This is a genomic window from Stenotrophomonas sp. YJH_SMC_40 (genome assembly GCF_059368615.1).
In genome coordinates, this window is record NZ_JCAFRX010000002.1 from 556,161 (window position 1) to 577,968 (window position 21,808).

Consider the following 21,808-nt stretch of genomic DNA (forward strand, 5'->3'; position numbering starts at 1 on the left):
TGCATACGCTGGAGTGTGGAACGTGGGCAGTCTGCAGGGCAAAACGCTTTTCATCACCGGAGCCTCGCGTGGGATCGGCCTGGCCATCGCACTGCGCGCTGCGCGCGACGGCGCCAACGTGGCCATTGCGGCCAAGTCGTCGGTGCCGAATCCGAAGCTGCCGGGCACCATCCATACCGCGGCTGAAGCGGTGACGGCGGCAGGCGGGCAGGGCCTGGCCCTGAAGTGCGACATCCGCGAGGAAGAGCAGGTGCACGCGGCGGTTGCGGCCACGGTCGATACCTTCGGCGGCATCGACATCCTGGTCAACAACGCCAGCGCGATCTGGCTGCGCGGTACGCTGGATACGCCGATGAAGCGTTTCGACCTGATGCAGCAGGTCAATGCGCGCGGCAGTTTCCTGTGCGCGCAGGCCTGCCTGCCGTACCTGCTGCAGGCGCCGAATCCGCACATCCTCACCCTTGCACCGCCGCCCAGCCTGGCGCCGAAGTGGTGGGCACCGCATACCGGCTACACGCTGGCGAAGATGGGCATGAGCTTCGTTACCCTGGGCCTGGCCGCGGAATTCGGCCCGCAGGGCGTGGCGGTGAATGCGCTGTGGCCGCGCACGGTCATCGCCACCGATGCGATCAACATGATCCCGGGCGTGGATGCGGCCGGCTGCCGCACGCCGCAGATCATGGCTGATGCCGCGCATGCGGTGCTGGTGCGCGAAGCGGCGGGCTTCCATGGCCAGTTCCTGATCGACGATGACGTGCTGGCGCAGGCGGGTATCACCGATCTTTCGGGCTACGCAGTGGATCCATCGCGTCCGTTGCTGCCGGATCTGTTCCTGGATTGATCGTACGTCGCCGGAAGAGGCCGAGGGCTGCGACCTTCGGCCTGCTGCGCTAGAATGCGCAGCTGTAATCGTTTTCAACAGGGATGTGAACACATGTCACGCACTCTTTCCGTCGCGGCGCTGGCCGCTTCGCTGTCGTTGATCCTGGCCGCCTGCGGTGGCAAGGCACCCGCCGCTGCGGGCGGCGCCGCTGCCTCCGGCACGCCGGACGCCAGCGCGGCGCCGTCCGACCCGCAGCAGCAGTTGACCGCCAAGCTCAACGCCTACATCGGCTGCTTCAACGCGCTTGATTCGAAGACCCACGGCAGCATCGAGTCCTATACGCGCTGGATCAAGGATGTCGCCGCCGGCCCGACCGGTCGCGAGACACAGGTGTACGGTCCGTTCGAGATCAGCGATTACGACATGAAGCAGTGCGATGCCCCCGTGACCGAGGCGATCGCTGCCAAGCCAGTGCTGGCTGAACTCGATGCTGCTGCCGGCCACTACCAGCAGGCGCTGAAGGCGCTGGTGCCGATCAGCAAGGACGCGCACGACTACTACGATCGCCAGGACTACGAAGACGACCAGTTCGCCAAGGGCAAGCAGCTGCACGCGCCCTTGATGGCCGCCTTCAAGGATTTCGTGGCTGCCAGCGAAACGTTCAATGCCGAGCTGGAGCGCCAGAACGACGCCGCCCAGCGCGAGCAGCTCAAGGCACTGGAGCAGGCCGAGGGTCGCACGCGCGAGTACTACCGCCTGGCGATGATGCTGGAAGCCAAGGCCATCATGGATCTGATGAGCGAGGATGATTTCGATCAGGCCAAGGCCCGCGAGCGTCTGGATGCGTTCAACCGCATTTCCGACGAAGCGCATGCGAAGGTGGCTGATCAGGAGCCGGGCAAGCTGGACTGGAACAGCTTCGAGCGTGAGGCCGAGAACTTCCGTCGGGAAGGCAAGGCGCGGCTGCAGCGCGTCAGCGAGAAAGAGCCTTACACCGATTTCGAACGACGCATGCTTGATTCGCCGTCGATGGCGCCGCGTGGATCGGCCAGCAAGCTGATGCAGGAATACAACACGCTCGTTTTCCAGAGCAACCGCCAGTAGTGCTCCCGCTCATGGCGTGATCAGCGTGCGCCGGTGTACATCGCCGGCGCTCGCATCAATGACTGAACGCATCCGGCAGCTTGCCGCCGCACTTGCGGCAGTGCAGTGCATCTGGTTCATGGCCTTCCAGCCCACAGTCCGGGCAGCCACGCGCATCGCGGCGTGCGGCCTGCTCGGCTTCACGCATGGTGCTGGCCAGTTCGGCGGTGTAGATGCCGGTGGGCACGGCGATGATGCTGTAGCCGATCAGGATCAGCACCGAGGTGACGAAGCGGCCGAGCACGGTCTGCGGCACGATATCGCCGAAGCCGACCGTGGCCATGGTCACCACCGCCCAGTACATGCTGGCCGGGATGTTGGTGAAACCGTGTTCGGGGCCCTCGATCACGTACATCAGCGCACCGGCGATGATGGTGATGGTGATCACCGTGAACAGGAATACCAGCACCTTGCGCCGGCTGCGCCACAGCGACGTCATCAGGACGCCGCTTTCCTCGATGTAGCGGGTCAGCTTCAGGATGCGGAACACCCGCAGGATGCGCAGCGCGCGCACCACCAGCAGGCTCTGCGCGCCGGGGATGAACATCGACAGGTAGGCGGGCAGGATCGACAGCAGGTCGATGATGCCCCAGATGCTCACTGCATACCGCAGCGGGCGCTTGACCACCGCCAGCCGCAGCAGGTACTCGGCGGTGAAGATGATCGTGAAGCCCCATTCCAGGATGTACAGGCCGGTGGACCATTCGGCATGCAGGTGCTGCACGCTGTCGATCATCACCACCAGGATGCTGGCGACGATCGCCACCACCAGGATCAGGTCGAAATTGCGCGAAGGGCGGGTGTCATGGCGGTAGATGATGTCGAACCACCGACGGCGCCAGCCGGTCTCGGTGGCGGGGTTGAGCTGGGGGGCGGAAAACGGTCGCATGGGCGCATTGTGCCGCAGGGGTTCCGGCGCGAGAATGGGCGTTCCTGAACCCTGCCGACTGCCATGACCGCCGCGACCGATCCGCTGATCTCCCTTTCGCACTATTACCTGCCGGTCTACAAGCCCCGCCAGGTGGTACTGGAGCGAGGCCAGGGCGCCCGCGTATGGGACAGCCAGGGCCGTGAGTTCATCGACCTGGCTGCCGGCATCGCCGTGTGCGGCCTGGGCCACAACGATCCGGACCTGGTGGCCGCGCTGGTCGAGCAGGCCGGCAAGCTCTGGCACACCAGCAACGTGTTCTACAGCGCACCGCCGCTGCACCTGGCCGAGGAACTGGTGAAGGCCAGTCGTTTCGCCGAGCGGGTGTTCCTGTGCAACTCCGGCGCCGAAGCCAACGAAGTGGCGATCAAGATGGTCCGCAAGTGGGCCTCCAGCCAGGGCCGCCCGGCCGACAAGCGCGTCATCATCACCTTCCGTGGCAGCTTCCACGGCCGCACCATGGGCGCGGTGACCGCTACCGCGCAGCCGAAGTACCAGGAAGGCTACGAGCCGCTGCCGGGTGGCTTCCGCTACATCGATTTCAACGACGAAGTGCAGCTGGAAACCGCGATGGCCGCCGGTGACGTGGCGGCGGTGATGCTGGAGCCGATCCAGGGCGAGGGCGGCGTGATGCCGGCCAAGTCCGGCTTCCTCAAGCGCGTGCGCGAACTGTGCGACCAGCACGACGCGCTGCTGGTGCTGGACGAGATCCAGGCCGGCATGGGCCGCACCGGCACGCTGTTCGCGCACTGGCAGGACGACGTGGTGCCGGACATGGTCACCCTGGCCAAGGCACTGGGTGGCGGCTTCCCGATCGGTGCGATGCTGGCCGGCCCGAAGGTGGCCGAGACCATGCAGTTTGGCGCGCACGGCACCACCTTCGGTGGCAACCCGCTGGCCGCTGCGGTGGCCCGCGTGGCGCTGCGCAAGCTGGCCTCGTCGGAGATCGCCGCCAACGTCAGCCGCCAGTCGAAGGCGCTGCGCGATGGCTTCGCGCGCATCAACGAAGAGTTCGGCGTGTTCAGCGAGGTGCGTGGTCGCGGCCTGATGCTGGGTGCGGTGCTGAGCAAGGACTTCGCCGGCCAGGCTGGTGCGATCCTCGACCACGCTGCCGGGCAGGGGCTGCTGACCCTGCAGGCCGGCCCGGACGTGCTGCGCTTCGTGCCGTCGCTGAACATCACCGACGAAGAAGTGGCTGAAGGCCTCAAGCGCCTGCGCGCGGCAATTGCCGCGTTCATCGCCGCGCGCTGACGCCCTGGCGTCGGGGTCGGATCCCTCTCCTGCGCAGAGGGCTCTGACCCCGATCAGCCCACCGCGTAACGCTTCAACACCTTGCCCAGCCCACGGCCATCGCGCACGGTTTCCGCGTGCAGGCCGGCGGCGCGTGCGCCGCGCACGTTGGCGAACAGGTCATCGACGAACAGCGTGCGGGCAGGTGCCACGTCCAGTGCTTCCAGCGTGCGCAGGAACACCGCGGGCGCCGGTTTGCGCAGGCCGAACTCCGCGCTGCAGAACACGCGCTCATGCAGGGCCGGGAACAGTTCCGGTAGCAGAGTCGGCAAGGCCTGCTGCATCAGTGCGCCATTGTTGGTCAGCACCGCCATCGGCAGCTGCAGGGCCTGCAGCCGCTGCAGCACGGCCGGCTGTGGATGGCTGGCGGCCTGTCGCGCCGCGATCCACGTGTGTACATCAACGGTGCGGCCCAGCTGTTTGCTCAGCTGCGCCAGATAGGCCGGGCCATCCAGCGTGCCATTGTCATGTGCCGCTTCCAGCCCGCTGTCGTACAGCGCGGCCTGCACGGTTTCCGGCGCGACATCCAGCGCCTGTGCCAGGTGCAGCACGCGCTGCGCGCGCTGGTACTGCACCAGCACGCCGTCCACATCCAGCAGCAACAGATCGATCCGCATCGGCCGAGCATGCCATCGCGGTGGATGCGCGGAAACCCTGGAGTGCGCGTGCGACAGACGGTCGCAGACGCGGCCATGGGGGGGCTGCCTAGAATGGCGTTTGAATCCGCAGGAGATGCAACGATGAAGGCTTGGAGGGTGACAGTGGGATTGGGCGCGCTGATGCTGGCGCCGTCGGCGATGGCGCGGGTGTGTGCGGTGAGCATCGACAGCACCGACCAGATGAGCTTCAGCAGCCGCGAGATCAAGGTCGCCGCCGATTGCACCGCCGTGGACCTGACCCTGCGCCACACCGGCAAGCTGGCCGCTACCGCGATGGGCCACAACTGGGTGTTGACCCGCAGTGCCGATTACCAGCCGGTGGCGATGGCGGGCATGCGCATGACCCTGGCCGACAGCTACCTGCCGAAGGCCGACAAGCGCGTGCTGGCGCACACCAAGGTGATCGGCGGTGGCGAGACCACGCGCGTGCGCTTCTCCACCCAGGGCCTGCAGAAGGGCGGTGACTACACCTTCTTCTGCTCGTTCCCCGGCCACTTCGCGATGATGAAGGGCAAGTTCGTCTTTGGTTGAAAAAAAGGGGACGGAGGGGATTAAGTCGTTTGTGCACAAACGACTTAATCCCCTCCGTCCCCTTTTTTTGCGATCAGCCCTTGGCAGCCCTGAACGCCACGCGTGCTGCGGCCAGCGTCGCCTCGATCACGGCATCGTCGTGGGCGCTGGACAGGAAGCCGGCCTCGTACGCCGACGGGGCCAGGAACACGCCCTGCTCCAGCATCGCGTGGAAGAAGCGGTTGAACGCCGGAATGTCACAGGCGGTGGCCTGCGCATAGGTTTCCACCTTCTCGCTGGTGAAGAACAGCCCGAACATCGCACCCACGCAGGTGGTGGTCACGGCCACACCGGCGTCGGCGGCGGCCGCTTCCAGACCCGCACACAGGCGTGCGGTGCGCTCGGCCAGGTCGGCATGGAAGCCCGGCTGCTGGACCAGCTCCAGCATCGCCAGGCCGGCAGCCATCGCCACCGGATTGCCGCTCAGCGTGCCGGCCTGGTAGATCGGGCCGGCCGGTGCGATCTGCTGCATCAGCTCGCGGCGACCACCGTAGGCACCCACCGGCATGCCACCACCGATGATCTTGCCGAAAGTGGTCAGGTCCGGGGTGATGCCGTAATGCGCCTGCGCACCGCCGAGGGCAACGCGGAAGCCGGTCATCACTTCGTCGAAGATCAGCAGCGCGCCATGCTTCGTGCACAGCGCACGCAGGTGTTGCAGGTAGCCCTCGCGCGGCGGGATGCAGTTGGCGTTGCCGACCACCGGTTCGATGATCAGGCCGGCGATGTCGTCACCCTGCTGTTCGAACAGGGCGGTGGCCGCTTCGAAGTCGTTGTAGGGCAGGGTCAGGGTCAGTTCGCTCAGGCCGGCCGGGACGCCCGGCGAGGTCGGCACGCCCAGGGTCAGCATGCCGCTGCCGGCCTTGACCAGGAACGAGTCGCCGTGGCCGTGGTAGCAGCCTTCGAACTTGACGATGCGGTTGCGGCCGGTGGCGCCACGCGCCAGGCGGATCGCCGACAGTGTGGCCTCGGTGCCGGAGTTGACCATGCGCACCATCTCGCACGATGGCACCAGGCGGGTGATGGTCTCGGCCATGGTGACTTCGGCCGCGCACGGCGCACCGAAGGACAGGCCATTGTCGATCGCCTTCTTCACCGCCTGGCGCACGGCCGGGTGGTTGTGGCCGACGATCATCGGGCCCCAGGAACCGACGTAGTCGATGTAGCGGTTGCCATCGACGTCGTACAGGTAGGCGCCATCGGCGCGTTCAACGAAGAACGGCTCGCCGCCGACCGACTTGAACGCACGTACCGGCGAATTGACGCCGCCCGGCAGCAGCTGCTGGGCACGGGAGAACAGGGCGTGGGACTGGTCGTGGTTCATGGGGCTTTCCTGGGCATTACGCGAACTGGGTGAGATAGGCGCGCTGGGTCGCGACCGGGTCCGATGCGGCATAGATACCGCTGACCACGGCCACCAGATCGGCGCCGGCGTCGATGATGGGACCGACATTGTCCGGCGTCAGGCCGCCGATCGCCACCCGCGGCACGCCGAGTGCGGCGCTTTGCCGCAGCAGGTCGGTGTGGGCGCGGCTGCTGGTGACCTTGGTGGTGGTCGGGAAGAAGGCGCCGAAGGCCACATAGCTGGCGCCGGCCGCCACGGCCTTCTCGGCATTGGCCAGCTGGTCGTAGCAGGAGGCGCCGATGATGGCCTCGGCACCGAGCAGCGCGCGCGCGCTGGGGATGTCCCCGTCGGTGCCGCCCAGATGCACGCCGGCGGCGCCCACGGCCTTGGCCAGCACCGGATCGTCGTTGACGATCAGCGGCACGCCGTGGGCGGCGCACAGGCCTTGCAGGGCCGTCGCCTGTTCCTGCCGAAGGGCATCGCTGGCGGTCTTGTTGCGGTACTGCAGCCAGGTGGCACCAGCGGCCAGCAGCGGCGCGGTACGGGCCAGCAGGCGCGCGGTATCGGGCTCGTCCGGGGTGATCAGGTAGACGCCGCGGGGCGCCGGGGAAGCAGAAGTCATCGATGGCTACCGGTGCGTGGGCTGCAATGGGACAATGGCCGCCCGTGAATCCAGCCCCGATTATCCGATGAGCGACGCCAGCCCCACCACCCTGCGAACCTGGATGTGCGTGGTCTGCGGCTTCCTGTACAGCGAAGCGGAAGGCTTGCCGGAGGAGGGTATTGAGCCCGGGACGCGTTGGGAGGACATTCCCGAGACCTGGACCTGCCCGGACTGCGGGGTGACCAAGGCCGATTTCGAGATGGTCGAGGTCGATTGACCGGCGGGCCACCCGGCCCATCCTGTGGGTGCTGACCGTTGGGGTGGGTGTGGACCGTTGGTCCACACACCGACACCCTCAATGCAGCCGCGGCATCGGCCCGCCGAGGTCGATCAGCTTCTCGCGCAGCCACTGCGCATCGCTGGCCTCGGGATTGCGCTTCAGGTACTGCCCCAGGTCATGGCGGGCACCGGCCAGATACTCCAGTTGCAGGTACGCCAGGCCGCGGTCGCGCAGCGCGTCGTCCTGCTCGGGCGCCAGTTTCAGCAGGCGGTCGGCACTGCGTGCGGCACGATCCCATTCACCGGCTTCGGCGTAGACGCCATGCAGGTTGCGCAGCATGCGCATCAGGATCGCGCGCGCCGGCGCCGGGTCGAGGATCTGCGCCAGCACCTGGTCATCGGGCATCTGCCCGCCCAGGTGTGACTTGGCGCGTTCGCGCAGTTCGTCCACGTCCAGTGGCCGGCCACCGTTGAACGGGTCCATCACCAGCACGCCGTCGTCCACCGGCAAGCGCACCAGGAAGTGGCCGGGGAAGGACACGCCATCCAACGGTATGCCGAGCCGGCGCGCGACTTCCATCTGCACCAGCGCCAACGAGATCGGATTGCCCAGGCGCCGCTCGAACACCTGGTTGAGGTAGCTGTTGCGCGGGTCGTAATACTCGTCGTGGTCGCCGCTGTAGCCCAGCTCGTCGAACAGGTGGCGGTTGATCGCCGCCATTTTCAGTGGGCTGTTGTCGATGCTCTCCACTTCCGAACGGAGGTGGTCGACATGGCTCTGGATCAGCGCGTCGTAGGTGGACGGCTGCAGATCGGGGTATTCATCGCGCGCGATCAGCAGCGCGGTCGGCAACAAGGGCAGCGCCTCGTCTTCGAGGTCGGCCAGTGCATCCCAGTCGGGGAGTGTGATCCGGTCCTGCATGACCACAGACTGGCGTCATTCGCAGGCGGTTTCAAGCGGTGCCGCGTGAAAAATCCGGGGGTCAGATCCCTTTCGCGTGCGAAAGGGATCTGACCCCTGCGGGGTTGCCGGCCAGCGGCCGGCACTACCGCGGGCAGAACCCTGTTACTCGATGCCTGGGCCGAACTTCAGCTCCGTGCCGTCCTTCAGCTTGAGCTTCTCGGCCTGGCCGGCGTTGAGCTCCAGCACGTAACGTGCCGGGCCACCGCTGGGGTAGGGCGGGCACATGTCGCCGGCCGAGCACGGTGGCACATCACGCTGCTGGCTGACCAGCTTGCGCTGGCTGTCGAAGTACAGGATGTCCAGCGCGATCCTGGTGTTCTTCATCCAGTACGCCTGCATTTCCTCGCGGTCGTGGATGAACAGCATGCCGTGGTCGGCCGCCATCTGGTCGCGGAACATCAGACCGCGTGCGCGGGTTTCATCGTTGGTGGCCAGCTCGACCTGGTAGCGGGCGCCATCCAGTTCGACCCAATGGCGGGCCGCGTCGGTGGCGCAGCCAGCCAGGGCCAGCAGCGGGAGCATCAGCAGCGAACGCAACAGCGACATCGTCAGGATCCTTCGAAAGGGTCAGAGCACGACCGGCGGCTCGCCGCCGACGATCACCACATCGGCGCGGCGGCGTGCGAACAGGCCGACGCAGACCACGCCCGGCAGCTGGTTGAGCTCGCGCTCCAGCTTTTCCGGATCGGTGATCTGCAGGTTGTGGATGTCCAGGATCTGGTTGCCGTTGTCGGTGACCACGCCTTCGCGCCAGGTCGGCTGGCCGCCGGTCATGTCGCGGATCTGGCGGGCGACCAGGCTGCGCGCCATCGGGATCACTTCCACCGGCAGCGGGAACCTGCCCAGCACCGGCACCTGCTTGCTCGGGTCGATGATGCAGATGAAGCGCTCGCTGGCCTCGGCGATGATCTTCTCGCGGGTCAGCGCGGCGCCGCCGCCCTTGATCAGGCACTTGTTGGCGTCGCACTCATCGGCGCCGTCCACGTACAGCGACAGGTTGCCGCTGTGGTTCAGCTCGATCACCTCGATGCCGTGCTGCTTCAGGCGCGCGGTGCTCTGCTCGGAGCTGGACACAGCGCCCTTGATGCGGTGCTGGATGCGGGCCAGGGCATCGATGAAATAGGCCACGGTGGAACCGGTGCCGACACCGACGATCATGCCGTCTTCAACGTACTCGATGGCTTTCTCGGCGGCCAGGCGCTTGGCTTCGGACATGGGAGAACTCTCAGGCAGGGAATCAGGATTTCTTTTCCAGCGACAGCAGCAGCTTCCACTGCGCGGCGGTCACCGGGAACACCGACAGGCGGTTGCCCTTGGCAACCAGCGGGAAGCCCTCGCCGAGTTCTTCGGCGTGCAGCTTGATCTCGTCCAGCGCGATCACCTGCTTGAGCTTGCGGTCGAAGGCCACGTCCACCAGCATCCAGCGCGGGTTTTCGCGCGTGCTCTTGGGGTCGTGGTAGTCGGATTTCGGATCGAACTGGGTGTCGTCCGGGTAGGCCGTACTGGCCACGGTGGCCAGGCCGACGATGCCGGGCACCTTGGTATTGGAGTGGTAGAACAGGATGCCGTCGCCCACCTGCATGCCATCGCGCATGAAGTTGCGCGCCTGATAGTTGCGCACCCCGTTCCAGGGTTCGACCTTGACCTTGGCCAGGTCATCGATGGAGAAGGCGTCCGGTTCGGACTTCATCAGCCAGTAGCGCTTGCGGGCGGTCATGCGTTCACGGGGGCAGCGGAGGGGAACAGGGTGCCGTCTTCGGTGCAGATCGCATCCACCGGCACGTCCCACGACGCCACCGGCAAGGACTCGACCTGCTGCACCGCGAACGCAGCACCGACCAGCCAGGGCGGCGCCGGCCGGTCGTGGCGGAAGGCGAAGCTGCGATCATACCAGCCGCCCCCCATGCCCAGCCGCCGGCACTGCGTGTCGAAACCCACCAGCGGGGCCACCACCAGCGCCATCTGTGCTGGTTCCAGGGTGTCTTCCAGCGCCACGTCCGGCTCGGGAATGCCGTAGCGGTTGCTGGTCAGCGGCTGCCCCGGCCGCCACGGCGCGAAGCGCAGCACGTCGCCGGCCAGCACCGGCAGGCAGTAGGTGAGGCCTTCGGGCAACTGCAACTGCCAGCGGTGCAGGGCGATCTCGCCATCCAGCGCCCAGTAGCCGGCCACGGCGCCTTCGCGCGGGGCGAACGGCAGGGCGAGCAGGGCATCGGCAAGCAATTCGGCGGCGGCGATGCGCTCAGCGGCGGAAAGGTCGCGGCGGCGTTGCCGCAGGTCGTGGCGCAGGGCCTGGCGCGGGTCGGTCATGGCAGCGTGCGGCAAGGATCAGCCGTCATTGTGCCGGAAAGAACAAGGGCGACGCCCGAAGACGCCGCCCTTGCTGGAATATTGCATTCTCCGCAATGTCGATGCATGCGAAACGACCTTGAACCCGGGGGCTCAAGTGGGAACGCTGGAGAACCATCGGGCTTCCCGCTGCAAGGCGGACCTGCACTCCCGGCGCTGTCGCGCTCCCGGTGTCGTTCTTAAGGGACAAGGCGAATGTTTGCACATGCCGTCGAGTACCGCAGAGAACGCGTGGCCATTATAGCCAGCACGCAGGATCTGGATAGGCCGTTCGTCGGCAACAGTCCGTGCCAATTCAGATATGCGAAAAGGGGACGGAGGGGATTAAGACGTTTCCGGCACGGATGGGGGCGAATGCGCCTTAATCCCCTCCGTCCCCTTTTTCTAGGGGGTGCCGTCGATGGCGCGGTCCAGGCGCCGGTTCAGGTCGGCCAGGGTCTGCTGCAGGGCCACGGCCTGGCGGACGTTTTCGTCGCGCAGCAGCTGCAGTTCGTGGGCCAGGTTCAGCGCGGCCAGTACGGCAACGCGATCAACCGCGGCCATGCGGTTGCTGCCGCGGATCTCGCGCATGCGCGCATCCAGCAGGCGCGCGGCGGCCATCAGGCTGTCACGTTCATCGCCGCCGACGCCCACGGTGTATTCACGATCGAGGATGCGGACACTGACCGGTTCGGCGCTCATGTGTGCTGCTCCAGGGATTTGAGCCGGCTGATCATTGCTTCCACCCGCGAACGTGCCTGCTCATTCTTGGCCAGCAGCGTCGAGCGCTCGGCCACCAGCTGCTCCTGCTGGTGGCGCAGGCTGCGGTTCTCCTCGGCCAGGCGCTGGTTGCGTTCAAGCAACGCTTCCACGCGGGCGGCGAAGTCCTGCAGCTGGGCAAGGGGATCGGCGGGTTCCATGCGGGCACGATAGGCAAGCCGGGCAAGGGCGGTCAAGCGTTGTCGCAGCAAGGCTGGACGGCTGCGGAGAGGATGCCGTCGGGTTGCTACACTACGGGGTCTCACGGGCGCGCGCGTGCGCGCCCCGGGTTTCCTTTCCGAACGAGCCGCACGATGACCGAACTTCCCTCCGTCGACGACGTTACCCGCGCCAGCCAGGCGTTGGGCCTGGGCGCCACCGCTGCCGAGCTGCACGGCGCGCTGTGCGGCTGGCTGGCTGCCGGCGGTGCCCCCGGCAACGACTGGCCGGCGCGCGTGCTGGCCGACGACAACCTGCCGCCGGTGGCCGCCGACAGCGTGCTGGGGCAGCTGCTGCAGGCCACCATCAAGCAGCTGGAAGACCGCGACTTCGCCTTCGAGCTGCTGCTGACCGACGGCGACGACGTATCCGCGCAGGCCGATGCCATGTTCAGCTGGACCCGTTCCTTCCTGGGCGGCTTCGGCCTGGGCAGTGGCGGCCGCCGCCCGACCCTGTCCGAAGAGGGCGAGGAAGCGCTGACCGACATGGCCAGCCTGGCGCGTGCCTCCAGCGAGGATTTCGAGGCCGGTGGCGATGATGACGACGAAGCCCTGTCGGAGATCGAGGAATTCATCCGCGTGGCGGTGCTCCTGCTGCACGGCGACGTGGTGCTGGCCTCGCGCCATCGTCAGCGCCTGAACTGATGGACATCAAGCAGCGCACCGGCATTGCGGCCGGCGAGTACAAGCGTCGCCGTCGCCAGCTGATGGACATGGCCGGCGAGGACGCGATCCTGGTGCTGCCGGCGGCGGCCGAGAAGGTGCGCAGCCTCGATACCCATTATCCGTTCCGGCAGGATTCGGATTTCCAGTACCTGAGCGGCTTCCCGGAGCCGGAAGCAGTGCTGGTACTGATCCCGGGCCGACGCCACGGCGAGGCCATCCTGTTCTGCCGCGAGCGCGATGCCGAACGCGAAGCCTGGGACGGCAGCCGCGCCGGCCAGGAAGGCGCGGTGGCGCAGTACGGCATGGACGATGCCTACCCGATCGATGATCTGGACGACATCCTGCCGGGCCTGCTTGAAGGCCGTTCGCGCGTCTACTACCACTTCGGCCGGGATGCCGACTTCGACCTGAAGCTGATCGGCTGGGTCAACCGCGTGCGTTCGCAGGTGCGCCACGGTGCGCAGCCGCCGCACGAGTTCCTCGAACTGGGCCACCTGCTGCACGAGCAGCGCCTGTTCAAGTCCGGTGCCGAAGTGGCGTTGATGCACCACGCCGCGCAGATCAGCGTGCGTGCGCATCTGGCCGCGATGAAGTCCGCCAGGGCCGGCATCCACGAGTACGAACTGCAGGCGGAGCTGGAACGCGTGTTCCGCGCCAATGATGCGGTGCCCGCGTACTGCAGCATCGTCGGCGCCGGCCGCAACGGCTGCATCCTGCATTACCGCGACAACAACGCGCGTTCGCGCGACGGCGAGCTGGTGCTGATCGACGCCGGTGCCGAGTACCGTGGCTACGCCAGCGACATCACCCGCACGTTCCCGGTGAATGGCCGCTTCAGCGCCGAGCAGCGTGCACTGCACGACCTGGTCGGCGATGCGCAGGCGGCTGCGTTGGCCCAGGCCAGGCCGGGCGTGCCGTACGAGGCCGGTCACCTCGCCGCAGTGCAGACCCTGACCGAGGGCCTGCTGCGGTTGGGCCTGCTGAAGGGTACGCTGGAAAAGAACCTGGCCGAAGGCCTGTACCAGCGCTTCTACCGGCACAAGACCGGGCACTGGATCGGCATGGACGTGCACGACGTGGGCGACTACCGCCTGGCGGGTGACTCGCGTCTGCTGGAGCCGGGCATGGCGTTCACCATCGAGCCGGGGTTGTACATCGGCGTGGATGACACGACGGTGGAACCGCGCTGGCGCGGTATCGGCATCCGCACGGAGGATGACGTGCTGATCACCGATGACGGCCATCGCGTGCTGACCGAAGGCCTGGCGCGCAGCGCCGACGAGATTGAAGCGGTGATGGCGGGGTAAGGGGTGTTCTGCAGGGCTTGCAGCCCTGCACCTGCGGTAGTGCCGGCCGCTGGCCGGCAACCTCAACAGCAACAGCAACAGCAACAGCGGGCATTCCGTGGGATGGCGGGGCACTGTGGGTTTGCGGGGACGCCGTGAACCCGTCCATGGGGGCTTGGTCGCGGCATCCATGCCGCTCACACCCCGCAAACCCACAGTACCCCGCCTTCGACAGGTTCACGCGGCTGTTGGTGGGTGCCGACCGTGCCGACCGTTGGTCGGCACATCTGTCAGATATCGAATGAATCATCCACGCATGGCGTGGATCTACGGGCAATTGCGGCTGTTGGGTAGGTGTCGACCGTGGTCGACACAGAGCGAGCGCAGCGAGCGACCCGCTTCTGCTTTTCTTTTTTCTTTTCCGTGGTTGGACGCGCCCAGGAAACTGTCAGAGGTGGGGCGGGGTGGGTTCGCGGGGGTGTCCGCGGCATGGATGCCGCGGCCAAGCCCCCAGGGACGGGTTCACGGCGTCCCCCGCGAACCCACCCCGCCCCACCAAGCGCGGCTTTTGAATTCAGCGCCCAACCACGAGGGGCTCAGCCGTTCGCCGCAGCAAACGCCGGCCGCGTCAGGTTGTCCGCCTCGCCATCAGTGCACAGCACTTCGTCTTCAATGCGGATGCCACCATACGGACGGAAGAAGTCCACGCGCTCCCAGTTGATCGCATCACCATGGCCGGCGTCCTTCACTTCGTTCAACAGCATGTCGATGAAGTACAGGCCTGGCTCGATGGTCACCACCATGCCCGGTTCCAGCACGCGGGTCAGGCGCAGGTAGGGATGGCCGGCCGGGCGCTCGATGCGGCCGCCCTCGTCGCTGGCCGCGAAGCCGGCCACGTCGTGCACCTGCAGGCCGATCAGGTGGCCGATGCCGTGCGGGAAGAATGCGGCGCTGACGCCGGTCTCCAGCGCGGTCTGCGGCGACACCTTGATCACGCCGAAGTCCTTCAGCACGCTCATCAGCGAAAGATGTGCGTCCACGTGCAGCTGCTTGTAGTCGAAGCCCGGGCGCACCGCTGCACACATCTGCTGCTGGGCGGCGTCGACGGCCGCAATCATCGCGGCGAATTCGTCGTGGCCCTGCGCGGCGTAGGTGCGGGTGATGTCGCTGGCGTAGCCGTGCGCACTGGCGCCGGCGTCGATCAGGAAGCTGCGCAGCGGCTGCGGTGCCTTGCGGCCCAGCTCGGTGTAATGCAGCACGGCGGCGTGTTCGTTCAACGCCACGATGTTGCCGTAGGGCAGCTCGTTGGCATCCTGGCCGACGGCCTGGCAGTACGCCATGTGGATGCTGAATTCGTCGGCACCGTTGCGGAACGCGGCCTCGGCGGCGCGGTGGCCGCGCACGCCCAGCACCTGGGCCTGGCGCATCAGTGCGATTTCATACGGCGTCTTGCTGCCTCGGTGCCATTCCAGGTAGTTCACCACCGGCGCCGGGTTGTTCGGCACGTAGTTGCCCAGCGCGCTCTGCGGCTCGCCCAGGATCGCGCAGCGCGACGGGTCGGCCGGCAGCAGGGCCAGCGCCTCTTCGGGCTTGCGGATGATGTGGATGTCGAAGTGCTCCACCCACCAGCCACTGGGGGCGTCCGGTACCACGTGCCAGTAGTCGAAGGGCTGGTGGAAGATCACTGCCGGGCGCTTGCCCGGGGTGAACACGATCCAGCTGTTGGGCACGCGGGTCAGCGGCAGCCAGGCCTTGAACTGCGGGTTGACCGCATACGGGTAGTCGCGGTCGTCGAACACCTGGTAGTGCAGGGTGCCGCTGGGCACCACCAGATGGTCGAAGCCGCCGCGGGCCAGCGCCTGTTCGGCGCGTCGGCACAGCACGGCCAGGTGGTCGGAATACAGGGCGCCGGGGTCTTGCTGGATCATTGCGGTGGCTCGACACGGAAAACGGCCCTAGATTCTGCCGCATACCGCGAAAAACCGCTGTGCCGGAACCGGCACTCAGGCCGTCGAAACCGGTCCCTCGTCGCTGTCTTCGCCCACCCACTGCCGCAGCAGCTGCCGATGTTCGCGCGACAGGGTCAGGAAGCGGAAGCCGGTCCAGCTCTGCCCGGGAACGTGTGCGGGCTCGCTCCACAGCAGATGCACGCCTACGTCGATGGCCTGCTGGCGGCCATCACCCAATGGCAAGGGAAAGCGCAGCTGGTACAGCGCATCCTCGCGCAGCGGCATGCTGGCCAGCATCAGCATGCCAGTTTCGGAGACATTGCCGAGGCGCCCGACCACGCACTCGCGCATCTGGTCGGTAACCGGCACCAGGTCCGAGACCTGGCGGCGCGGCGCGCGGCGGGTGTCCTGCGGCGGTACGGCTTTCATGCGGGGGTCTCCTGTGCGCGAGCCGTGGCCAGTGCGCGCAGCGCACCGAGGCTGGCTTCCCAGGCACGGTCGACCAGCCGGCCCTTGTCTTCGGTGACCAGCTGCGCGCGCCCGGCACTGATCTGCCGTGCCAGCGCATCCAGGTCGGTATCGGTGATCTTCTGCCCGCGCGCATTGACGAACAACGCGTGGCCGGTCAGCAGGCTGTACCAGGACAGGCGCTGGCGGCGCATCGTGCCATCGCCCGTGTCGATGTCGAACCAACTGCCGAACGGCAGGCTGGACAGCTGTTGGTAGGCCGCTTCTTCGGCGCTGCTGCGCGGCGTGGCAGGTGCGGCGCCACTGTTCGTGCCGGCGTGCTCGCCCAGGCGCGCACGTGCCTTGAGGCGTGCGCTGAGCTCGGTACGCGAGGTGCTTTCATCCTCGCCGCCGGGCGTGGCCAGCCTGCGCGCGACAGCGGCGGCTTCCTCGGCGTGGTAGCCGACCTGCAGCAATGCGGCCTCCACGTCCGCTGCCAGTGCGGTATCGGTGCCGCCGGGAGCGTCGATGGCCTGCGCGGTGATGGCAGCGATGCGCTCGGTCTGTTGCAGGCGCTCCTGCCATTGCGGTGAATCGTCGCCATGGCGCAGGCGGGTGAGGGTCAGCGCATCGGCCCAGGCCTGGCGCAGCAAGGTCTGCACGAAGCGCGGTGGCGACCGGGTGTCGCAGCACTGGTCGATCTGTGCGGTGGCCTGGCGACGGGCCAGTTCCAATCGTTCCTTGCCGCGCGCGGCTTCCACATGGCGGCGCTCGGCCAGTTCGGCACGATGGGCCGCCGCGCGCTGGTGCTGCTGCACGTCTTCACTGGCGGCGGCAAAGACTTCCGGCGCACGCGCATCCTGCCCCAGCAGGCCCTGCACGCTCTGCGCCATGCGCTGCAGCAGCTGCGGGTCGACATCCTCATCGCCCAGCCAGTTGGCGCCGACTTCGGCGATCTGATTGAGCAGCTCACGCGCGGGGTGTTCGTCGCGCACGAAGAAGCCCGGATCGGCCATGGCGGCGCGTGCCAGGGGTACCTGCAGGCGGGCCAGCAGCGCGGCCGGCACTGGATCGGGGCGCTGCTGCTGTTGCACCTGCTGCATCAGCATGCGCAGCAGGTCGAGGTTGTCCCGGTCGTGACTGCCCAGCTGTGCCTGCGCACCATGCTCGCTGCGCAGCTGCGCGACCACGGCAGCCTGCAGGTCGGCCACACCGGTTGCCGCACTGGACTGGGCCTGCAGGCGCGCGAGTACCGCGTCGACTGCCGCGCTGGGCACCGCGCCGCTGTCCGCCGGGGAAGGGCTGCCGTGCCGCGCCTGCTGCAGCAGCTCATGCAGTGCACTGCCGGTGGAGGTGGTCACGCCCGGCGTGGCGGGGCCGGCTGCGCCGCCCTCGTGGAAGGCGTCCTGTACCAGGCTGGACCAGGAGCCGGCCGGCGCCGAACCGTTCCAGCCGGTCAGGGGGGCTGCGGTGCGCTTGGCCGGCTGCGTGGTGCGGCCGCCCCCCACCGACTGGGTGATGATCCGCCGCGTGCTCGACGAGCGTGCCAGGTAGGGGGTGTAGACCAGCCCCGGCAGTACACCGGACTGGGCCAGCAGGGCATTGGCACGGTCAAGGATATCGCCCAGCCGTTCCAGCACCTGCCGTTCGAAACTGCGATACAGCGCCAGCTGTACCTCGACGCTCAGCGCGTCCTGTTCGGCAATCCGGCGCACCATCGCGCACAGTGCCTGCGGTGCCAGCGGCAGGGTGTCGGCCTCGAAGGCCGGCGCCGCCGCCAGTACGCCCAGGCGTTGGCCCAGCAGGTTCAGTGTGTTGGTTGAACGCAGGGTTTCGCGCCGCACCATCTCGGTCAGCAGCAGGTCGCGATCCACTTCGTGCTCATCAACCAGCGACAGCCCGAGCATGCCCGGCAGCGCTGGCGGCCCAGCACTGGTACTGACACCGCTGACCGGTTCGCGCAACCGCGCGAGGGCGTCGGCCACGGCATCGAGCATGCGATCGGCGAAATGGCCGGCGAAGGCGTGCAGCTGTCCACGCTGGGCCATCAGCTCGGCCTGCTGCTGCGGATTGCGTGCGCGGTCGGCGTCGTGCAGCAGGGTCTGCTCCAGCGCCTCGACGGTCAGGATCAGGGGCGCGGCCAGCGTCTGCCGGCACAGGCCGATCAGCGCGCCCAGCAGCTCACGTACCCGCGGTGGCAGATCGCTGGCGGCCAGGCGGTTCTTGTCGGCAGGAGTGATGGAAAAGACAGCTGACATCGGCAGGCGGTACCCGGATTCCCGCGGATCGATCTGGTGAATCTACCGTGTCGGCCGATGTCGGCGCTACTTTAGGCTGAACGTGAATCGCATCCGCCGGGCCTGGCCCAACCGATGAACGGTAGTGCCGGCCGCTGGCCGGCAGATATGTCTCCACCGGATTGCCGGCCAGCGGCCGGCACAACCCTCTGTCACGCGAGGATCAATCTTCCAGGAACAGGCTTACCACGTCGTTGGTGAAGCGGCGGCCCAGCTCGGTCGGCTGCACATGCCCATCCGTGACTTCCAGCCAGCCGCGCTGCACGGCCTCGGCCAGGGGAGCGTCCAGCACGCTGCGCGGCAGCCCCGTGCGCGACTCGAAATCGCGCAGGCCGAAACCTTCGTGCAGGCGCAGCAGGTTGAGCATGTATTCGAACGGCAGGCGCTCCGGCGCGATCACATCGTCGCCGCCGAACGAGGCGGGCGTGCCGGCGCTGTCCAGGTAGGCCTGCGGGTGCTTCAGCTTCCAACGTCGCAGCACATGCTCCTCGGCGCCGGAACTGATCTTGCCGTGCGCGCCGGCACCGATGCCCAGGTAGTCGCCGAAGCGCCAGTAGTTCAGATTGTGCGCGCTCTGCCGACCGGGGCGCGCATAGGCGCTGACCTCGTACTGGCCGAAACCGGCCTGTGCCAGCAATGCCTGGCAGTGTTCCTGCATGTCCCAGGCGTTGTCTTCATCGGGAATGCCCTGCGGCGGCCGCGCGAAGAACACCGTATTCGGTTCCAGGGTCAGCTGGTAGTGGGAGATGTGTGCCGGCTGCAGCGCGAACGCGCGTTCCAGGTCGGCCTCGGCACCGGCCAGGGTCTGTTCCGGCAGCGCGTACATCAGGTCGATGTTGAAGTTGTCGTAGCCCGCGTCCTGCGCCATCTTTACCGCGCGCTCGGCTTCGCCACTGTCGTGGATGCGGCCCAGGCGCTTGAGCATCGCATCGTCGAAACTCTGGATGCCGAAGCTGAGGCGGTTCACGCCGGCCGCGCGATAGCGGTCGAAGCGGCCATGTTCGGCGGTGCCCGGGTTGGTTTCCAGGGTGATTTCGGCATTGGGCGCGAAACGCAGGCGTGCGCTGGCCTGTTGCAGGAAGCGGTCGATCGCCTCCGGCGGGAACAGGCTGGGCGTGCCGCCACCGAAGAACACGCTGTGCACCACCCGGCCCCAGACCAGCGGCAGGTCCTGGTCGAGGTCGCGCAGCAGCGCATCGATATAAGCGTCGAACGGCAGCTCGCCCTTGGCCTGGTGCGAATTGAAATCGCAGTACGGGCATTTGCGCACGCACCACGGCAGGTGCACGTACAACGACAGCGGTGGCGGCACCAGCCGCGGCGGGTTGTCGTGGTCGGCGGAGCAGGCTTCGCCGGGCAGGTGGTTGCAGTGGTCGTGGGCGTGCGGCATGGGCTTCTTCGGTAGTGCCGGCCGCTGGCCGGCTTCCCTGGGTCGATCGGGTAGCGTCAGTACAGCGTCGCCAGCTGCTGCTTGAGCTGCTGCAGGGCAATGGCGCGGTGGCTGATGGCGTTCTTCAGTGCCGGCTCCATTTCCGCGGCGGTCAGGCCGTGGGTGGTGTCCAGGAATACCGGGTTGTAGCCGAAACCATTGGTGCCGCGCAGTTCGCGGATGATCTGGCCTTCCCAGCGGCCTTCACAGATCAACGGCTGCGGGTCGGTGGCGTGGCGCAGCAGCACGATCACCGCATAGAAGCGGGCGCTGCGCTGGCCATCGGGAATGTCGGCCATCGCGTCCAGCAGCTTGGCATTGTTGGCTGCGGCATTGGTCGGGTGGCCGGCATAGCGTGCGCTGTACAGGCCCGGCGCACCGCCGAGGGCATCGACGATCAGGCCCGAATCATCGGCCAGCGCCGGCAGGCCGGTCGCTTCGCAGGCTGCGCGTGCCTTCAGCAGCGCGTTCTCGACGAAGGTCAGGCCGGTCTCTTCCACATCGCCCAGGCCCAGTTCGGCGGCCGAGGTGATCTGCAGCGGCAGATCGGCAAGGATCTCCTGCATCTCCACCAGCTTGCCGGCGTTGTGGCTGGCCAGTACCAGTTTCTTCATTGACGGGGCTCCAGCAGGTCCCAGGTGTTGCCATACAGATCGCGGAACACCGCAACCGTTGCATAGGGTTCTTCGCGCGGCGCTTCCAGGAACTCGACGCCGGCGGCGACCATCGCCGCGTGGTCGCGGCGGAAGTCGTCGGTGTTGAGGAAGAAGCCGACGCGGCCGCCGGTCTGGTTGCCGATGCGGCTGCGCTGTTCCTCGTCGCTGGCGCGGGCCAGCAGCAGGGCGGCGGCGCTGCCGTCGGTCGGGCCGACCACCACCCAGCGCTTGTGGCCCTGGTCGATGTCCTCCAACAGTGCGAAGCCGAGCTTGCCGGTGTACCAGGCAATGGCTTCGTCATAGTCGGCCACCACCAGGGTGGTCAGGGCGATGCGGCGGTTCATGCCGACAGCGCCGCCTGCTGAGCGGCCAGCAGTTCGCCCACGCCCTTTTCGGCCAGGCCCAGCAGCGCATCCAGTTCATCGCGACGGAAGGCGTGGCCTTCGGCGGTGCCCTGCAGCTCGATGAAGCCGCCACCGTCGTTCATCACCACGTTCATGTCGGTGTCGCAGTCGCTGTCTTCGGCGTAGTCCAGGTCCAGCACCGGGGTGCCGCGGTACACGCCTACCGATACGGCGGCCACTGCGCCCAGGATCGGGTTGCGCTTGATGTCGCCACGCTTCATCAGCACGTTCACCGCATCGACCAGCGCCACGTAGGCGCCGGTGATGGCGGCCGTGCGGGTGCCACCGTCGGCCTGCAGCACGTCGCAGTCGAGGGTGATGGTGCGCTCGCCCAGCGCGTTGCGATCCACGCAGGCGCGCAGGCTGCGGCCGATCAGTCGCTGGATCTCCAGGGTGCGGCCACCCTGCTTGCCACGGGCCGCTTCACGGTCGCTGCGGGTGTGGGTGGCGCGCGGCAGCATGCCGTATTCGGCGGTGACCCAGCCTTCGCCCTTGCCGCGCAGGAAGCCCGGCACGCGGTTCTCGACGCTGGCGGTGCACAGCACACGGGTTTCACCGAAGCACACCAGCACCGAACCTTCGGCGTGGCGGGTGAAGCCGCGTTGGATGACGACCGGGCGGAGCTGGTCGGGCTGGCGGCCGCTGGGGCGGGAATCGGACATGGTGCGGGTTCCGTAATGGCGAGGGAGTACGCCGCCACGCCCGCGGCCTTCACGGGGCGGGCAAGGGGGCTCTGGTGAGGGCGCTAGGGTACCATTCCCCCTTTG

At 67.4% G+C, this 21,808-nt stretch carries 25 protein-coding genes and 1 other RNA gene; 7 read left to right on the forward strand and 19 right to left on the reverse strand.

The annotated features are described in order from the left end of the window. Nucleotides 1–22: 22 nt before the first annotated feature. On the forward strand, nucleotides 23–841 hold the full coding sequence (locus AC5P6X_RS05500; protein ID WP_049450509.1) for an SDR family oxidoreductase: 819 nt from the start codon (nucleotides 23–25) through the stop codon (nucleotides 839–841). A 93-nt stretch (nucleotides 842–934) separates the two neighbouring features. After that, on the forward strand, nucleotides 935–1,927 hold the full coding sequence (locus AC5P6X_RS05505) for a YiiG family protein (protein WP_049450508.1): 993 nt from the start codon (nucleotides 935–937) through the stop codon (nucleotides 1,925–1,927). 55 nt (nucleotides 1,928–1,982) lie between these two features. Here AC5P6X_RS05505 and AC5P6X_RS05510 read toward each other — a convergent pair whose 3' ends face one another. After that, nucleotides 1,983–2,855, reverse strand: a complete 873-nt coding sequence (locus AC5P6X_RS05510) for an ion transporter (RefSeq protein WP_005410911.1) — start codon at nucleotides 2,853–2,855, stop codon at nucleotides 1,983–1,985. A 63-nt stretch (nucleotides 2,856–2,918) separates the two neighbouring features. Between AC5P6X_RS05510 and AC5P6X_RS05515 the strand changes: the two genes are divergently transcribed. Then, nucleotides 2,919–4,145, forward strand: a complete 1,227-nt coding sequence (locus AC5P6X_RS05515; RefSeq protein ID WP_005414378.1) for an acetylornithine transaminase — start codon at nucleotides 2,919–2,921, stop codon at nucleotides 4,143–4,145. A gap of 53 nt (nucleotides 4,146–4,198) precedes the next feature. On the opposite strand, the gene AC5P6X_RS05520 is transcribed toward AC5P6X_RS05515, so the two are convergent. After that, nucleotides 4,199–4,801 (reverse strand): HAD-IA family hydrolase, encoded by a 603-nt coding sequence (locus AC5P6X_RS05520; protein WP_005410909.1) that lies wholly within the window; start codon nucleotides 4,799–4,801, stop codon nucleotides 4,199–4,201. Nucleotides 4,802–4,924: 123 nt separating this feature from the next. On the opposite strand from AC5P6X_RS05520, the gene azu reads away from it, so the two are divergent. Continuing rightward, entirely contained in the window at nucleotides 4,925–5,374 is a 450-nt protein-coding gene (gene azu, locus AC5P6X_RS05525; RefSeq protein ID WP_088436996.1) for an azurin, read from the forward strand. Between the two features lie 73 nt (nucleotides 5,375–5,447). Here the strand turns inward: azu and hemL are convergent, their stop codons facing one another. Further along, on the reverse strand, nucleotides 5,448–6,737 hold the full coding sequence (hemL, locus tag AC5P6X_RS05530) for a glutamate-1-semialdehyde 2,1-aminomutase (RefSeq protein ID WP_049450502.1): 1,290 nt from the start codon (nucleotides 6,735–6,737) through the stop codon (nucleotides 5,448–5,450). A gap of 16 nt (nucleotides 6,738–6,753) precedes the next feature. Next, on the reverse strand, nucleotides 6,754–7,380 hold the full coding sequence (gene thiE, locus AC5P6X_RS05535) for a thiamine phosphate synthase (RefSeq protein WP_049450501.1): 627 nt from the start codon (nucleotides 7,378–7,380) through the stop codon (nucleotides 6,754–6,756). Nucleotides 7,381–7,414: 34 nt separating this feature from the next. On the opposite strand from thiE, the gene AC5P6X_RS05540 reads away from it, so the two are divergent. Beyond that, nucleotides 7,415–7,639, forward strand: a complete 225-nt coding sequence (locus AC5P6X_RS05540; RefSeq protein WP_005410905.1) for a rubredoxin — start codon at nucleotides 7,415–7,417, stop codon at nucleotides 7,637–7,639. A 78-nt stretch (nucleotides 7,640–7,717) separates the two neighbouring features. Here the strand turns inward: AC5P6X_RS05540 and AC5P6X_RS05545 are convergent, their stop codons facing one another. The 8 genes from AC5P6X_RS05545 to AC5P6X_RS05580 form a co-directional block, all read right to left on the reverse strand. Then, on the reverse strand, nucleotides 7,718–8,563 hold the full coding sequence (locus AC5P6X_RS05545) for a SirB1 family protein (protein WP_024957828.1): 846 nt from the start codon (nucleotides 8,561–8,563) through the stop codon (nucleotides 7,718–7,720). A 144-nt stretch (nucleotides 8,564–8,707) separates the two neighbouring features. Next, on the reverse strand, nucleotides 8,708–9,151 hold the full coding sequence (locus tag AC5P6X_RS05550; RefSeq protein ID WP_005410903.1) for a DUF192 domain-containing protein: 444 nt from the start codon (nucleotides 9,149–9,151) through the stop codon (nucleotides 8,708–8,710). A 21-nt stretch (nucleotides 9,152–9,172) separates the two neighbouring features. Continuing rightward, on the reverse strand, nucleotides 9,173–9,820 hold the full coding sequence (gene rpiA / locus AC5P6X_RS05555) for a ribose-5-phosphate isomerase RpiA (protein ID WP_005410902.1): 648 nt from the start codon (nucleotides 9,818–9,820) through the stop codon (nucleotides 9,173–9,175). Between the two features lie 22 nt (nucleotides 9,821–9,842). Continuing rightward, entirely contained in the window at nucleotides 9,843–10,322 is a 480-nt protein-coding gene (locus AC5P6X_RS05560; protein WP_005410901.1) for an EVE domain-containing protein, read from the reverse strand. Further along, nucleotides 10,319–10,912 carry a 5-formyltetrahydrofolate cyclo-ligase gene (locus AC5P6X_RS05565; RefSeq protein ID WP_005410900.1) on the reverse strand — a complete coding sequence of 198 codons (594 nt, stop codon included), beginning with the start codon at nucleotides 10,910–10,912 and terminating at the stop codon, nucleotides 10,319–10,321. The genes AC5P6X_RS05560 and AC5P6X_RS05565 overlap by 4 nt, the downstream gene beginning before the upstream one ends. An 83-nt stretch (nucleotides 10,913–10,995) precedes the next feature. Further along, nucleotides 10,996–11,181: non-coding RNA, 6S RNA (ssrS, locus tag AC5P6X_RS05570), on the reverse strand. A gap of 154 nt (nucleotides 11,182–11,335) precedes the next feature. Continuing rightward, nucleotides 11,336–11,632, reverse strand: coding sequence for a cell division protein ZapA (locus AC5P6X_RS05575; RefSeq protein ID WP_088436995.1), 297 nt, complete (start codon nucleotides 11,630–11,632; stop codon nucleotides 11,336–11,338). After that, nucleotides 11,629–11,850, reverse strand: a complete 222-nt coding sequence (locus tag AC5P6X_RS05580) for a TIGR02449 family protein (RefSeq protein WP_005410898.1) — start codon at nucleotides 11,848–11,850, stop codon at nucleotides 11,629–11,631. Before AC5P6X_RS05580 ends, AC5P6X_RS05575 begins: the two co-directional genes overlap by 4 nt. A gap of 153 nt (nucleotides 11,851–12,003) precedes the next feature. Between AC5P6X_RS05580 and AC5P6X_RS05585 the strand changes: the two genes are divergently transcribed. Continuing rightward, a complete protein-coding gene (locus AC5P6X_RS05585; protein WP_005410897.1) occupies nucleotides 12,004–12,552 on the forward strand; it encodes a YecA/YgfB family protein in 549 nt (182 codons plus the stop codon). Nucleotides 12,553–12,557: 5 nt separating this feature from the next. Then, complete coding sequence (locus AC5P6X_RS05590; protein WP_495215346.1) at nucleotides 12,558–13,880, forward strand: aminopeptidase P N-terminal domain-containing protein; 1,323 nt, start codon at nucleotides 12,558–12,560, stop codon at nucleotides 13,878–13,880. A gap of 575 nt (nucleotides 13,881–14,455) precedes the next feature. On the opposite strand, the gene pepQ is transcribed toward AC5P6X_RS05590, so the two are convergent. The 7 genes from pepQ to rph form a co-directional block, all read right to left on the reverse strand. Beyond that, nucleotides 14,456–15,787 carry a Xaa-Pro dipeptidase gene (pepQ, locus tag AC5P6X_RS05595; protein ID WP_108270752.1) on the reverse strand — a complete coding sequence of 444 codons (1,332 nt, stop codon included), beginning with the start codon at nucleotides 15,785–15,787 and terminating at the stop codon, nucleotides 14,456–14,458. Between the two features lie 75 nt (nucleotides 15,788–15,862). Then, complete coding sequence (locus AC5P6X_RS05600; RefSeq protein WP_005410894.1) at nucleotides 15,863–16,237, reverse strand: PilZ domain-containing protein; 375 nt, start codon at nucleotides 16,235–16,237, stop codon at nucleotides 15,863–15,865. Next, complete coding sequence (locus AC5P6X_RS05605) at nucleotides 16,234–18,513, reverse strand: DUF1631 family protein (RefSeq protein ID WP_108270753.1); 2,280 nt, start codon at nucleotides 18,511–18,513, stop codon at nucleotides 16,234–16,236. Before AC5P6X_RS05605 ends, AC5P6X_RS05600 begins: the two co-directional genes overlap by 4 nt. A 202-nt stretch (nucleotides 18,514–18,715) precedes the next feature. Then, nucleotides 18,716–19,942, reverse strand: coding sequence for a radical SAM family heme chaperone HemW (hemW, locus tag AC5P6X_RS05610; protein ID WP_049450496.1), 1,227 nt, complete (start codon nucleotides 19,940–19,942; stop codon nucleotides 18,716–18,718). Between the two features lie 56 nt (nucleotides 19,943–19,998). Continuing rightward, nucleotides 19,999–20,595, reverse strand: coding sequence for an RdgB/HAM1 family non-canonical purine NTP pyrophosphatase (gene rdgB, locus AC5P6X_RS05615; RefSeq protein ID WP_005410891.1), 597 nt, complete (start codon nucleotides 20,593–20,595; stop codon nucleotides 19,999–20,001). Beyond that, nucleotides 20,592–20,981, reverse strand: a complete 390-nt coding sequence (locus AC5P6X_RS05620; protein WP_005414366.1) for a VOC family protein — start codon at nucleotides 20,979–20,981, stop codon at nucleotides 20,592–20,594. Before AC5P6X_RS05620 ends, rdgB begins: the two co-directional genes overlap by 4 nt. Further along, nucleotides 20,978–21,703, reverse strand: a complete 726-nt coding sequence (rph, locus tag AC5P6X_RS05625; RefSeq protein WP_005410889.1) for a ribonuclease PH — start codon at nucleotides 21,701–21,703, stop codon at nucleotides 20,978–20,980. Before rph ends, AC5P6X_RS05620 begins: the two co-directional genes overlap by 4 nt. Nucleotides 21,704–21,808: the final 105 nt, after the last annotated feature.